Raw genomic sequence first — 14,313 nt, 5'->3', positions numbered from 1 at the left:
TACTGTGGCTTTGATAAGAATTTTGATCTATTCTCCGTAATACTTCCTTAAAACTGCGGTTGCCCGCCTGATATCGTCTCCGTCCTTCCTGACATTTTTAAGATAGATATCGAAGATGTCGTTTGTAACAGGCCTCATGTTCGTCCTGAAGAGATCGGCATGCATCATCAGGTCGAACGATCTCGCCTCGGCCTCGGTGATCTTTAAGGCCTTGTACTCGTCGGTGTGAGGGACAAAGACAGGGTTCTCTTCGTCGGGAGTCCGTAGAACAAGGTCTGCAAGAGGAGTCTTTGGGATCGGTTCTGCTATCGAGATGAAGACATCATCCAACTGGTTCATAGTGATAAAGTCCTTCGTCATCTCGTAGTCCTCCTCCGTTTCACCGGGATAACCGACGATGAAACTGCCTGCCGCCTTCAGCCCATGCTCGTGGCATGCGGCTACTGCCTCAGCAGCCTGATTTGCAGTCGCCCCTTTTCCCATCTTCTTCAGGACCCTGTCGCTTCCCGATTCGAGGCCGAAGAAGATCCAGCCTATCGTGTAGTTACGAATAGCTTCAAGGATATTGTCGGATATGCAGTCCACCCGTATATCCGGCGACGAAATATTCTTAGGGCCCATAATCTCCGCCATTCCCTTCATCAGTTCGATGAACTTCTCCTCGTTGATCTCTCCGTTTTTATACTGGAACAGCGATCCCGTTCCGCCGGAAACCGAGAGCCTCTTCGCTCCTCTCTTTTTGAACTCCCTGACCTCTTTGAGGATATCCTCTACGCTCCTGCTCTGGATGTCCCTGCCAAAGTAACGGGGGACCTGACAGAACGTACATCCTCCGGTACAGCCCCTGTGTGTCTCTATATATGCCGATGCACCCCTGATATCCTGCGACCCGATGTCGGGAGGTATCAGCGGGAGGGGTCTCTTATTTACATCGACTCTTTCGGCCTTTCCGGTAAATACGATCTCACTGCCATCGTCATAGAATGCAAGACCCGGGAAGTCGTTGGAAACACCGTCTCCTGCAAGTTTTTTTACCGTCTCCTCCCCCTCTCCTACACATACGCAGTCCGGTTCCAGTTCCCCCAGAACCATCTCGAAGTACGCGGAAACCGGGCCTCCGACGTACACCTTTCCACCCTTTGACCTGTGATCCTTTACCAGCTTTTTGATCTCGTCCGAGAGGAGATGCTGGGTGGAAAAAAGGCTGAGCATCAGTGTCTCTTTTGGCTTTACGCTCAGCTTCGTGCTCAGGCTGACATTGTATCCCTCGTCCCTCAGGACGCCGCCGATAAGCATGGCCCCGTAGGTGTAGATCTCCGGGGAGACAACGGTGAATTTCATCTGGTAAAATCTCTGGTTTGAAGATAAAAAAAGTGTGCCGGATTTGATCCGGGTCACTGCCTTCTTGCAATAAGTGAAAAAGCTGCAGCGCCGATTATTCCGGCTGCAATTATCGAGAATATGCCAACTCCAGTCTGGGTCGGCGAAGATACCGGCACAAGCGATCCCTGGACAGTCGAGGTTGCACCGGCATTGACCGTGGCAGTCACCGTGGAGTCGGTGTACCCGGTGAGCGAGAACTTCACGCTGTATTCGCCGGTATCAAGAGTCAGGGAGAGAGGAGCGATTCCCCTGTATTCATTGTTGATGTAAACGTTCGCCCCGGTCGGGTTGGATGTTATATCCAGCGTGCCGGTTGTTGTTGTCGATACAGGCGTAAGGGGCATCGTAACGGTTGCAACTCCCCCCCCTTGGACGGTGGTCTGAACTGTTGAGGTCTGGTACCCGCTGAGCCTGGCCGTAATCGTGTGGCTGCCTGACTCTACGTTCTGGATTATGTAGCTGCCGGAATACGGGGTCACGCCTTCGTAGGCACCGTCAAGGTAGATATATGCCCCGCCGGGTGTCGATGAGACCGAGATCGTTCCTGTCGAGGGGTTGGGTATCTGGTTCATGATCTGGCTTACCATTGTGGTCTGGCCTGCATATACAGTTACCTGCCCGCTCCATTCGTAATAGCCGGATTTCTCCAGTTCAACCATATGACCGCCCTTTACAACACCGGAGATTGTCATAGGTGTCGTTCCCTGGTAATTTCCGTCAAGATAAACGGAGGCGCCTGAAGGTGTGGATGTTACAGTGATCGATCCGTATTTCTCCACTGTTGTAAGAGTTGCATAGACTGTAGTCGTTCCCCCGCCGCTTACCGATGTTGTCGTCGACCAGTCTTCGTACCCGCTCTTCTGGACCAGAACAGAGTGGGATCCGGTGGAAAGACCTGTAATGCTCTGAGGTGTTCTGCCGTAGTATGTCCCGTCTATGTAGACCATCGCATTTGTGGGCGAGGACTGGACGTAGATTGAACCCGTTGTGGGCGTGTTCGGGTTCAGGGTCAGGTAGTAATCATTTGTCTCTCCTGCTGAGGGGATACTGAGCCCTATCGCATTGCTGTTGCTGTAACCGCTTTTGGCTGCATACGCAGTACTCGGCATGCTCGACGGGCTACCGTCAAGGTAGACCGTGTATGTATACTGCTGGTTGACCGTTGTCCCTACTGCATTTCCGTTGATATAGATCGTGGCCCCGTCCACGTTCGTGTGGAAGGTCAGCCATCCGATCTGGTTTCCCACAATCTGTTCCGCGGAAACAGGAGATGCAGCTATAAGCAGAATCGCAAGAATCGCGATTGCTCCAATCACCAATTTTTTCGACATAATAATCAGAGGGTATTATAACCCGCAAGCTTTTATTAATTGTGCTTTGAAAAAAGGGAATCTCAACCTGAAAGCCCTGTGAAGCTCTTCAGGTTCTTTACTTTCTCCTGTAAAATTTCGCCAGCATGAATACTCCCGCAAGAGACCCAATTACCAGCAGTATCTCTCCCGGGGATGATTCGGTAGCAACCGAAGGGTCGATGATCTCGACCTCCTTTGAGACATATGTTCCTTCTTTCAGCTTATCCACGCCGCTGTCGTCAGTAGATACATATATCGTGTAGGTTCCCTGTTCGAGGCCTCCGATAATCAGTCCGGTATCCCAGGAGTAGTCCCAGCTCGGCCCGGAGAGGTATTTCTGTTCATACGGAAGCCTTCCGTTCCTGATATCTCCGACAAGTGCGGTTCCCTTTGAAGGAAGATCTACTCCTGTCAGGTAGATGTAAATGGTCTTTGAATCGCTGCCGGCTACTGTTCCTTTTATCGAAACGATGTCGCCTATTGTAATGACATCACTGGAGACGTTGATCGTCAGTTCATCCGAAGACGCAGAGGCCGCCGCAGACACTGTTCCGGACAATGCGATAAGAGCAACAGCTATAACTGCAATTATAAGAATAGTTCTCCCAAAACCCATCTTAATCAGTCCTTTGATTATACTATACAGTATTGTATCCGTCTATTTACCTTGTTTCATTTTATCGCCATGTCGCGGATCCGCTCTGCATATTTCGTCATCAGGAATCCAAGCAGTATGGCAACGAGGATCATTAGTGCCAGTATAATCCAGTGCTCAGGCCCTATCGATCCTACCGAAAGGAGGACTATGAGATTTCCGGGATTCATCGGGAAAGCGAGTGCAGCAATTATCACAACGACAAGAGCGGTTGAAAATACGAACTGTGCATTCGTCCTTTCACGGTATCTTAGAGCCGTGAGAGCCCCGAGCATGATTATTATCAGCGAGGCGACGGATACGTGGAGGATAATCGGTATCACTCCTTCCACCTGTATCCCGTTTGCAATCAGGAGGATCAACCATCCTGTCACCTGTACGGGCACTATGAGGAAACAGCACAGGATCTTCCCCCAGATCACCTCGGGGAACGTGATCGGAGCCGACATCAGCGTCTCCAGAGTATCCTTCTGGTACTCTTCGGTGATGAGATCGATGATCATGGCGCCTGAGATTATTGCGGGCATCAGTACCAGGAGTGGGATCAGCAAACCGTATACGAACTCGTAAAAGTCCGCGGATGCATCCGCTTCCGGCAGGTTCAGGGGTACCGGTGTATTCTCGATACGATAGCTCCTTATATCACGCAGGCGGTCCTCGTACTCGAGGAATGTATTCTTCAGTCTGGCGTTTACAATACTTGACTGGATGTCGTTTTCTATCGTATAGGTGGTCACTTTTATTGGAATGTCTGCATATTCCGACGTATCGGGGGCCCAGACGACCGCCGCCAGTTTTCTCTCCTTGAGCAGGGCAACTCCGTCGGACAGAGACACTTCGTAGACTACGAAATCCCTGTCGTTCTTCAGGTGTTCGAGAAGGGGCGTATCGTTTCCGACATATCCTATGGGGTACCTGAAGTGTGCATAGCTGCTTATTGCGTCGGGGTTGTACATGGATGCAAGCCCTACAAGCAGGAATGACGAGAACATCGCAATGAATACCTGGAGGATGATCGCAAGTATGATTGTCTTCTCGCTGACAAGTCCCGACATTTCCTTCTTTGCAATTATTTTGAGATTTCCGGAATTCATCTTCAGATACCCCCGAAGAATATGAAGTACGTATTATATGCCGTATGTACTAAAGTCGCCGTCATAAGAGCGGGGATGTATGCCCTTCTCCCTCCGAATTTCAGGATCACCGCCGTTGTGAAGATTCCGGCAAAGTGAAGTGTCAGCGGCATCCAGAGAACCTGAAGGCTTGTGAACATGATCTCCCCGAAGACCGATTCGGAGATCTCCGCCAGCGTTGCGAACAGGAGCAGCTTTTCTCCTGCAAGGAATCCTGCCGCAACGGCAAGTGAGGCGACCGCGATGTTCTTCCATGTGAGCCATTCCGGCCTGTCGTACGCTATAGTGTAGATGCCTATCGATTTTGCGAACTCCTCGATGAATGCCGCAGAGACGAGCATCAGAATGAGGGATGTCGGCATCGGGAGGTTGAAGAAGAGGACGAGGCACATCAGCTGCGCCATGAACACGAATGGGATCGTGAGTGCAGCGATCAGCAGCAGGGATGTATTAGTCCATCTCCGTGAGATTATGGTGCTGATGAACTCCCTTATGCGTGCCATCAGTTTGTTGTAGCTGAAGAGCCTCTCCTCGCTGAAGTTCTTTGCCGAGATGTAGAATATGACTGCACTTGTAAGGAAGAAGAGGGCGGTCGAATAGACATAATCGAGGCCTGTATAACTCTCTCCTTCAAGGGTCATGATCACAAGGGTCAGGGGGGAGACCTTGCCGATGATATGGATGTTGGCAAAGATGCTCGGGAAGAATATGTAGGATGTCGCTACGGTCGAGAAGAAGATAGATATGAACGAGAGCTCCTTGAAACTCCTCGCCAGCATCCCAATTAAAAGGGCGAATGCGAGGAAGAAGAGTATTACCGGAAATATAGGGAGAAGTATCAGGAATTCCCCGCCTGTGAATGCCGTAAGGACCGCGGTGATTCCCAGCATCATGAGGAAATACGGAAGGCCCTTTCCTGTAATTATCTGCCACCCGGATAGCGGGGTGGAGAGAAGCGCCTCTCCGCTTCTTTCGATCCTTTCGTTCATTATGCTCATCATGTAGAACTGCGACGTGAAATAGAGCGGGAATATGAAGACGAAGACCAGTATTATCGAATCGAACGGGAGTGACGGGGACATCTGCGAGGGGATCTTGTATTCCAGTTCGATCCCTTCACCGCTGATTACATCCGAGTACCTGCTGAGCTGGTCGTCCTGCCCCTCCCCTGCGATGAGTTCGTTTCTGAGCTCTTCTATCGAGATGTCGATATCACCCGACGGCGGGGAGACATATCCTCCCGGGTTATCGGGAGTCGGAATCTCGTTCGGGTTGAGACGGTAATAACCCATTGTGCCAATCTGCGTGGCAGTGAAGTCGAGCTCGCTCTCTACGGTCTGCTCCTCGATCCAGAGAGGGTATGCCGCGAAGAGGTCTCTTTCCCTGTTGTAAAGTGCAATTTTGTAGTTCGAGTAGTCCTTATCGAATGCCTTCAGGGCAGCCATTCCTTTGTCGGTATCGGCTGCATAGACATTGCCGCCCGACACGACCAGGTCGAATCCCGAAGGCCGACTTCCTTGTGGGATTGAATAAACCGTAAATCTTGAATCGCTTAAAAGAATTCCCGATGCGGTATCGGAATCCGATCCTGCCGTATAGATCTCGTCCTGGAGGTGAAGTCCGCTCTGCTGGGTCAGGCCCGTTGCACCGATAAGAAGTACAAAGAGTATTATTGCGACGGGAAGGATGTCCCTGCTCATGGTTCCTGAAAAGCGCTTCAGTTCCCATTTTGCAATAGTGGCTACCTCATTGAACCATTGTGCAACGCCCAAAAAACACCTCCCTCTTCGTAATAATTAGTGATATAATAAGCTTTATTAAGGTTCTGGCAAAAAATAACGCTGTTTGATATGATTAAAGCCCGATCGATAGTCAAAGATTACAACGGTTTCCACGCCCTCGACGGTGCCAGTTTCGAACGTGACGATACCGGGATATTCGGCATAATAGGTCACAACGGAGCGGGCAAGACTACACTCCTCAAGATAATGTCCGGGCTGATTGCTCCTACATCGGGGGAGCTTGAGATCGGAGGAATAGACGTAATCAAAAACCCGGACGCCCTCAAGGAGAGGCTGGGCTATCTTCCCGAAGAATCGAGGCTTTACGAGACTATGAACGTGAAGGGCTACCTTTCGTTCTTCGGTGAGATCTACGGGCTTTCACCCGATAAAATAAAGGAGAGAAGCGATACGCTCCTCGACCGCCTGAATCTCGATGCAGGAAATAAAAAACTGGGTGAACTCTCCAAGGGAATGAAGAGAAAGGTGGCGATTGCCCGGTCCCTGATTCACGACCCCTCTTTTCTTGTGTATGACGAACCGACCTCAGGTCTCGACCCGATGACATCCCGTTACATCAGTGAGTTCCTGATGAGCATGAAGAAGGAAAACAAGAAAACCATCCTGTTAAGTGCTCACAATCTCTACCAGGTCGAGGAGGTATGCGATCAGATCATGATTCTGCAGAGGGGCAGGATCGTCGCACTCGGCTCGATGGATGAACTCAGGGATGAATACGGTTCGATCTCCTACAGCGTGGAATTCATGGCGGATGATGTTAAGGAGTTTGAGGAGTGCATGGATCATTACGACAGGGTGGGGGATGTCTATCTTGGCACAGTCACCGACATCGAATCCCTGAACATGCTCACCGAAAGGATCACATCCTCGGGCGGCAGGGTGAAGAAGATCGAATCGCATTACCCGAGCCTTGAAGACATGCTGGTCCAGATCGGGGACTAAGGGAAAACTAAATTTTATACTTGAAAAAATCCTGAATAAAACCGTCAGAGATTTCTTTATTTTTTAAAAAATCTGCAAAAATGTTGCAAAAACGGGCCTGAAGGGATTTGAACCCCTGGCCTACGGATTAAGAGTCCGTCGCTCTGCCTGACTAAGCTACAGGCCCATTCATTGTGCTTTATTGAGTGGTTCTTATTTCAAAATAAACGTTTCGGAAATTGCCTAAATACATGTAGAAAGATAATGTAGTAATAGATGCCCGATAGCCTGCAGAATGGATCGAAGGACAGGATCAAATATATCGTCCTCGGATGCGGTAGCATAGGATATAATGTAGTTGAGAATCTTGTCCGTGATTCCGAACAGGTAATTGTCATTGACAGTGATGTAAAGAGAGTTGAAGACCTTAGGGACCAGAATTTCGATGCTATTGTCAGGAACATTACCGACCCCGGTTTCCTGAACGATCTGCCCCTGCCGGAGGTTGTTTTTGTCCTCTCCAATGACAAGAATGCGAATCTTGAGGCTGTTAAAAGGATAAAGGAGAAATATCCGTCGGTTTATGTGGTTGCAAGGGCGGTGGACAAACTCAGTCTCTCCCTCCTTGAACAGGCGGGCGCGGATATCGCCCTCTATCCCCAGGAAGTCTTTGCAAAGAACGTTGTTCATCTTACAAGGAGACTTCATTCATCGAGGCTTGCGAGAAAACTCTATCATTACCTCTCGGAAATGGAGGGAACTCTTGGAATTGTCCTCCACACGAATCCCGATCCTGACTCGATTTCGAGTGCAATGGCTCTTTGCGCGATAGCAAAGGATGTTACGGACAAACAGCTCAACTGCCGTATTTTATATGATGGCAAGATTGGGCACCAGGAAAATCGCGCATTCGTAACTCTCCTGGATATCGAAATGGAGAAGGCCACCGCAGAGGCAATAGACGAGTGCGATTATATCGCTCTTGTCGATTCGTCTGCACCAGGGGAGAACAACGCGCTCGAATCCGGGAAAGAGGTCGATATAATTGTCGATCATCACCAGATATCCGACCAGAATTCAAAGCCGGGGCGTTTTGTTGATGTGAGGCCCGGTGCCGGTGCAACTGCATCAATAATGACGCAATACATCCAGGAACTGGGTGTAAACATCGACCAGAAGGTCGCAACTGCTCTTTTATATGGTATCCGTGCGGATACAAAAGAATTTACAAGAAACACAACCCCCCAGGATCTGAATTATGCTGCTTTCCTTCTTCCGCTGACAGACAGCGATCTTCTCTCGAAGATTACCTCCCCGTCTATGGCTCTCGAAACGCTCGAAGCGCTTGGAGACGCCATAAAGAACAGAAAACTCCAGAGCGGTTACCTGTTCACAAACGTCGGCTACGTGCGGAACAGGGATGTAATCCCGCAGGCTGCCGATCTTCTTATACAGCTCGAGGGCGTGAATACGGCGATTGCGTACGGTATCGGCGATGACAGCATCACGATATCCGCACGCAACAAGGATATCCGCCTCCATGTCGGAAATGTCCTGAAGGATGCGTTCTCGGATATCGGCGAGGCGGGAGGGCATGCGAATATGGCTGCCGCGAGAATTCCGCTGAACTCATTTTCAATGGTAAAGAACAAAGAAGAGCTATTGTCTCTTGTTATCGATCCTATTCTTGAAAAATTCGCAGACCAGGTGGGTCTGGGCAAAGAAGAATCAAATGAGATATGAAGAATGGGAGCCTCATTACAGGAGGATTCTCGATTTTTTCGGATTCGATCCGGCTGATGACGACAAGGCTGCACATTTTGCATCGGATCTCTCTTCAAGAGACGATCTCTCCCTCCTGAAGGACGCGTGCTCCGGGGCAGTCGTTACTGTGTGCGGCAACGCGCCGTGCCTTAAGGACGAATTGCACCTGATCGAAGGAACAGTGATCGCTGCCGATGCCGCCGCCGATTTGTTGTATAAAAACGGAATCCGTCCGGACGTTGTCTTTACCGATCTCGACGGGTGCGAAGACTCGTTCATCGAAATGAATTCCGAAGGCACCATTATGGTCGTTCATGCTCATGGCGACAATATTCCTCTTTTGAAGAAGTGGATTCCTCTCTTTGGGGGGCCGCTTGTTCTTACGACTCAGGGGAAACCTTTTGGGAATGTTCACAATTTAGGGGGATTTACCGACGGCGACCGTGCGATCTTCGCTGCTGAGGAGCTGGGTTCATCGAAGATACGGATCATCGGTTTCGACCTGGACGATTGCAGTGTAAACCCGGTGAAGCGCGGGAAACTGATGATAGCCCGCGATCTCTTAAAGGAGATCGGATATGACCTCTAAGGCAGTAATCATCGACGGCTATATCGACGAGCCTGCATGTTTTGGTGTTCCGCCGTACATATCCCCCTATATCCGCTATGCGGCGGGTGCATTTGAGAAGAATGGGATCTCTGCCGACTATCTTACAATCGATCAGGTCAGAAAAGATCCGTATCTCCTTCAGAATGCCCAGAATGCCGACTATGTACTCCTGATTACAGGAGTGTCGGTTCCGGGGAAGTACCTCGGTGGAACACCTGCGAAGGCTGCCGAGATCCTGCAGATCGGCTCGTCACTAAACAGGCCGGCAACAATGGTTGGCGGTCCTGTGATATTCGGTTCGTCGAAGGGCGGCGGAGATGCAGCCGAGAAGCAGTGCTTTTCTCCATTTGATTTTGTCCTTGAAGGTGAGATCGGTTCTGCCGTGGACTCCGTGATTCGTGAAGGTGAGTCCTACGGGAACTTCGATTATGAAAGGATCGATGAATTCGCTGTAGCGGGTGCGGGAATAGTACAAAAGCATCCCGGGTTCCCAGACATAATCTGTGAGCTTGAAACGGCCCGCGGGTGCTCGAGGTATGTGTCGGGAGGCTGTTCGTTCTGCACAGAGTTCCTTTACGGCGAGCCGGAGTTCAGGAACGCCGCGGGAGTTCATGCCGAGGTGAAGGCGCTTTATGATTCGGGAGTGCGTCACTTCAGGGTAGGGAGGCAGCCCGACCTGCTGACATACGGTGTCCGCGGAGGTGAGTTCCCCTGCCCCGATCCTGAAAAGATAGAGCATCTCTTCAGCGGAATAAGGTCTGCCGCGCCCGGACTGAAGACGCTGCATATAGACAACATCAACCCGAGAAATATCTTCGAGCATGAAGAGGCGGCAAAAGAGGCGTTGAAGGCAATTGTCCGGTGGCACACTCCCGGCGATGTCGCTGCCTTCGGTATGGAGTCGGCAGATCCTGTTGTAGTCCGGGAGAACAACCTGAAGGCACTGCCGGAACAGGTTATGAGGGCGATCGAGATAGTCAACGAGGTCGGCGGCATGAGGGAGAATGGAATCCCCCATCTTCTTCCCGGCCTCAATTTCGTTCTCGGCCTGAAAGGAGAATCGCCTGCGACATATGACCTGAATTTGCGGTTTTTAAATGAGGTTCTCAGCTCCGGACTTCTTGTGAGGAGGGTGAACATACGGCAGGTCATGCCGTTCGAAGGTACGAAGGCGTGGGAGGAGAATTCAATCGGGATGTACGACGATCTCTTCAGGAAATTCAAGGAAGATGCCAGAAAAAACTTCGATCACCCTATGCTCATGAAGGTCTTTCCACGTGGGACAATTCTCAGGGATGTCATAATCGAAGAGGAGGGGAACACATCGTTCGGGAGACAGATGGGATCGTACCCAATACTCGTCGGCGTTCCGCAGAAGATAGTGAAGGGAGAGCATATAGATGCGGTGGTCGCCGGCTGGGGTCAAAGATCGATAACAGGATTCCAATACCCGATACGGATGAACGAGGTCACTGTCCAGACGATTAAGCAGATCCCGGGAATCGGGAAGAAGACCGCGGCATCGATCGCTGCAAAACGGCCTTTTAAGGATCTCGCGGGGCTTCACAAAGTCGCTGGGAAGACGGAACTGGATGAATTTTTTTCTTTTGAGTAGTTTTTCTTAGAGTGATATGTTCAAAGAAGAAAATGGATTTGGTGAAGATAGGGATTGATGGTTGTTTGTTCAGGAGAAAAATAAGTACCTATAGTCTTTCATATGGTGGAAATTTTGTTAAGAACCATTCTCCAAAGGCGGTTGTAATTAATAATATTATAAAGTAAGTAACAATTAAGATACATAGAGCTATACTATCAATCTGTGGATAAAATTTAATTAATTCCTCTTCTAATTGATTATTTAATTGTGCCTGCATTATTTTCAAGTAAAAAAATATTATTGCCGCCATAATTAATGCAGCATAAAAAGAGATCACGTCTTTTTTAAAAGATTTAATAAACTCCTTTTTGTCAGCGGGATGGGCATAATAATTAATAATAGGGCTTGAAAAAACATTTTTTGTTGGATTTGCTAGAACTCTTATTGATAATAAGAATGCTGGAACAAAAGCAAACGCTAAGATGTATATATGATCTATTTCTGAAAATGTCGTGGCAGTTGAATCAAAGGTAGTTGTGCCGGTAGATGGATATAAAAAGTATAATATCACTATCATCAAAAAGATTGAGAGAATAAAGTTAATTTTATAGATTTTTTTTATTTTCGTGCCTAAGGATTCTCCATTAAGTGGATCTTCGGTATTTAATTTTTTATAGACTCCCAGTTGAGAAATTGATGGAAATACACTCCATATGAAGACGAAAAATATAAACGCTGACAGTAATGCTAAAAGCAAGTATACCCCTAATAATTCAATACAAGCTATTAACAAGATAAAAAATGGATTTTGAAGCATATTTGAAAAAATAGGTGAAATATAGGGATATCCAAACCAGCAAATTAAAATAATCAGGACAGGAAAAATTACACAGAAAGTGTTTTTCCTATTGCTGTAAACCATAATATAATTATTAAAATTGTAAAAGAGCTTATAAATTTTTATAAAATTCCTCTATAGAAAAAATCAATTGTTCAGGATATTATCTCTCTCTGCAAAATGATGACTGCCTGAAACAATCTTAATTTTTTATAGAACATTCGATTAGAAAAACCAAGATATTTTGCAATGACAGGGAGGGGGAAGATTCCCCCTCCCTATAACCCTCCCCCTCATGGCGATAGGTCGCACTCGGGGACGGACAAGCGTCCCCTCCTGCTCCGTGAATGTTATTTGCCATAGCAAAATCCTGGATGATCATTAGTCATCGATTTATACCTTAATTTAAACCACTATTTTATTCAAAATCAAAAAAAAGTAATCATAGTCATATCTTCATCAAGCCGGACACCGGAGATGACAACATCCCTCCATGAATTGTTCGACCTGAGAAATTCGCTTAAACTTCTGCTTTGTATCCTGTTCGCGTACCATTAATCCTCTTCAAGCATCTTCATAAAAGCCCTTAACGTGTATACAAGCTGCGGCACCTGCATAATAACTCCTGTAACCTCTCCCTGTGTTTTTCCTATGAATAAACCCGTTGATTCATCGATTATCATATTCATCTTGGATTTAGGGGCTTCGTGAATATTTTTTTCCATAGAGGCTATCTTCGCCCACAATAAGTACATTTTTTCCGAATATTCAGTCACTCTTAAATTAGATCCTGCAAAATCAGCCTTGTTCCTGGCATATATCTCGACATTTACCTTCTTTTTTACTTTTTTCAACTCCGGTCTCACCCATTCGAAAAAGGAGATGTCGTCGACAAAAATGATAATCTCTTTGTTTGCGCCCTGAACAAGAGTCTTTATTCTGTTCTTGATACCCCATTCTGAGTGGATAGCCCATATGGGTGAAGGCGGCTTCGAGTTGAGATAAAGATTTGAAAGGTATTCGATCGATTCGTTTATCGAATCGTTTATCTCCGTCTTTAGTTTACTAAGTCTCGCAACCGGATTTGCGGCATAGTAATACGAGGGATTTCCGTCCTGGATCTCAATGAAATTTTTGTCGGACAGACTTCTCAATACCGAGTAAATTCTTCCCTGGGGAACACCGCTGTTTTCATGAATTTCACGTGCGGTTGCCATTCCGAACCCTATAAGCGATATGTACGCCCTCGCCTCATACTCGGTGAATCCAAGTTTTTTAAGAGTCTCAATCGTGGTTTCCAGCATTTACAACTCCGTGAGTTTCAATCAAATAATTGGTTCTGCCTTCAATATATATTTTAAGCAACAGGGAAGATGTCCGAAATTGTCATATTCGCTAAAAATTCATAAAAGGGAGCAGGAATTAAAAAACCACCCGGATAAAGCAGGAATTTCAGGATTTTATGTTTTAACCCCTATCCTGTAATGTCCCTTTGGCAGCGACCAGTTATGATAATCTTCTTCTTTCTGTTGTGAATTTTAATGTCATGATATATTCACCAGAACATCAAACTGCTGATGAAAAAGCCGCGGCAACACCTCTTGTATCAATAAAAGGAGTCCGTTAGTTCACGATTTTCTGCTAAAAACTTTTGGAGTTGGCCAGATATTATCTTCTGACTTATTGAAATTATATTGAAGTTCTGCGAAAGAAATCTGTCAGGAAGTAAATGAAGTTTATTTGATATCAAAATTACAGCTTTGAATAATTATTCCGGTTGTATGTATGATTCCGGGAAACCGGATCTTTTGTGAACTTTAAAATTGTGTCTTTGTATAAAGGGGCCTTACAATGAAAACAGAAATCAGCGCCTGTAGCGGTCATCTCTGTAAATATGAAAAAAACCTTGAGACCGGAGGCATATGGGAGGATGCCGGCTTTACACCTCCTCAGTACTATATGCAGCTCATCGAATTCCTTCATTTTACGCTTTTAAATGAAGGCCGCATACCTGAATATTACCTAAAAGAGATAATCGGGATTATAAATTCGCCCTGCAATAATGGCTTATTTGTTATCAATGACAAAAAAAGAATGTACAGTTTTGCAAAAAGTCTTGGAATTGATGTTTTGAAAACCGAAGATAATCATATTGCCGCCGGGATTACCTGGAGTATAATCTCCGATTATGTACTGCCTGCCGGCATTTTGTCCGGAACGGAGAAGAAGATTTCTCCTGATAAATAACGGATCGACGC

General features: G+C 47.3%; 12 protein-coding genes and 1 tRNA gene. 5 read left to right on the top strand and 8 right to left on the bottom strand.

Translation table 11 applies throughout. From position 1 onward, the window contains the following. Positions 1 to 27: 27 nt before the first annotated feature. The 5 genes from MPET_RS10850 to MPET_RS10830 all read right to left on the bottom strand — a co-directional run bounded on the left by MPET_RS10850 (position 28) and on the right by MPET_RS10830 (position 6,295). A complete protein-coding gene (locus tag MPET_RS10850; RefSeq protein WP_013330076.1) occupies positions 28 to 1,341 on the bottom strand; it encodes a methyl-coenzyme M reductase glutamine C-methyltransferase in 1,314 nt (437 codons plus the stop codon). A 53-nt stretch (positions 1,342 to 1,394) separates the two neighbouring features. Further along, positions 1,395 to 2,714, bottom strand: coding sequence for a PEGA domain-containing protein (locus MPET_RS10845; RefSeq protein WP_013330075.1), 1,320 nt, complete (start codon positions 2,712 to 2,714; stop codon positions 1,395 to 1,397). A gap of 97 nt (positions 2,715 to 2,811) precedes the next feature. Then, positions 2,812 to 3,351: a hypothetical protein gene (locus MPET_RS10840; RefSeq protein WP_013330074.1), complete on the bottom strand. Its 540-nt coding sequence runs from the start codon at positions 3,349 to 3,351 to the stop codon at positions 2,812 to 2,814. Positions 3,352 to 3,407: 56 nt separating this feature from the next. Beyond that, on the bottom strand, positions 3,408 to 4,484 hold the full coding sequence (locus MPET_RS10835) for an ABC transporter permease (protein WP_013330073.1): 1,077 nt from the start codon (positions 4,482 to 4,484) through the stop codon (positions 3,408 to 3,410). 2 nt (positions 4,485 to 4,486) lie between these two features. Beyond that, entirely contained in the window at positions 4,487 to 6,295 is a 1,809-nt protein-coding gene (locus tag MPET_RS10830) for an ABC transporter permease (protein WP_013330072.1), read from the bottom strand. Between the two features lie 78 nt (positions 6,296 to 6,373). On the opposite strand from MPET_RS10830, the gene MPET_RS10825 reads away from it, so the two are divergent. Then, positions 6,374 to 7,267: an ABC transporter ATP-binding protein gene (locus MPET_RS10825; RefSeq protein ID WP_013330071.1), complete on the top strand. Its 894-nt coding sequence runs from the start codon at positions 6,374 to 6,376 to the stop codon at positions 7,265 to 7,267. A 92-nt stretch (positions 7,268 to 7,359) separates the two neighbouring features. Here the strand turns inward: MPET_RS10825 and MPET_RS10820 are convergent. Next, positions 7,360 to 7,433: transfer RNA gene (locus MPET_RS10820), tRNA-Lys, on the bottom strand. Positions 7,434 to 7,522: 89 nt separating this feature from the next. Between MPET_RS10820 and MPET_RS10815 the strand changes: the two genes are divergently transcribed. From MPET_RS10815 to MPET_RS10805, 3 genes are read left to right on the top strand one after another with little or no spacing between them, the layout of a single operon-like run. Next, positions 7,523 to 8,989 (top strand): DHH family phosphoesterase, encoded by a 1,467-nt coding sequence (locus MPET_RS10815; protein ID WP_013330070.1) that lies wholly within the window; start codon positions 7,523 to 7,525, stop codon positions 8,987 to 8,989. After that, entirely contained in the window at positions 8,979 to 9,599 is a 621-nt protein-coding gene (locus MPET_RS10810) for a 6-hydroxymethylpterin diphosphokinase MptE-like protein (RefSeq protein ID WP_013330069.1), read from the top strand. Before MPET_RS10815 ends, MPET_RS10810 begins: the two co-directional genes overlap by 11 nt. Then, complete coding sequence (locus tag MPET_RS10805) at positions 9,589 to 11,235, top strand: radical SAM protein (protein ID WP_013330068.1); 1,647 nt, start codon at positions 9,589 to 9,591, stop codon at positions 11,233 to 11,235. The genes MPET_RS10810 and MPET_RS10805 overlap by 11 nt, the downstream gene beginning before the upstream one ends. An 88-nt stretch (positions 11,236 to 11,323) precedes the next feature. Here the strand turns inward: MPET_RS10805 and MPET_RS10800 are convergent, their stop codons facing one another. Together MPET_RS10800 and MPET_RS10795 are read right to left on the bottom strand one after the other, a co-directional pair. After that, positions 11,324 to 12,139, bottom strand: a complete 816-nt coding sequence (locus MPET_RS10800) for a hypothetical protein (RefSeq protein ID WP_013330067.1) — start codon at positions 12,137 to 12,139, stop codon at positions 11,324 to 11,326. 470 nt (positions 12,140 to 12,609) lie between these two features. Continuing rightward, positions 12,610 to 13,359 (bottom strand): TrmB family transcriptional regulator, encoded by a 750-nt coding sequence (locus MPET_RS10795; RefSeq protein ID WP_013330066.1) that lies wholly within the window; start codon positions 13,357 to 13,359, stop codon positions 12,610 to 12,612. A gap of 547 nt (positions 13,360 to 13,906) precedes the next feature. On the opposite strand from MPET_RS10795, the gene MPET_RS10790 reads away from it, so the two are divergent. After that, the gene (locus MPET_RS10790; protein ID WP_013330065.1) at positions 13,907 to 14,302 is read left to right on the top strand and encodes a hypothetical protein; all 396 of its coding nucleotides are present in this window, start codon (positions 13,907 to 13,909) and stop codon (positions 14,300 to 14,302) included. Positions 14,303 to 14,313: the final 11 nt, after the last annotated feature.

This window comes from Methanolacinia petrolearia DSM 11571 (genome assembly GCF_000147875.1).
Classification (GTDB): Archaea; Halobacteriota; Methanomicrobia; order Methanomicrobiales; family Methanomicrobiaceae; genus Methanolacinia; species Methanolacinia petrolearia.
Note: the sequence above shows the minus strand (reverse complement) of the source record. Positions and strands in the feature narration are given on the sequence as shown.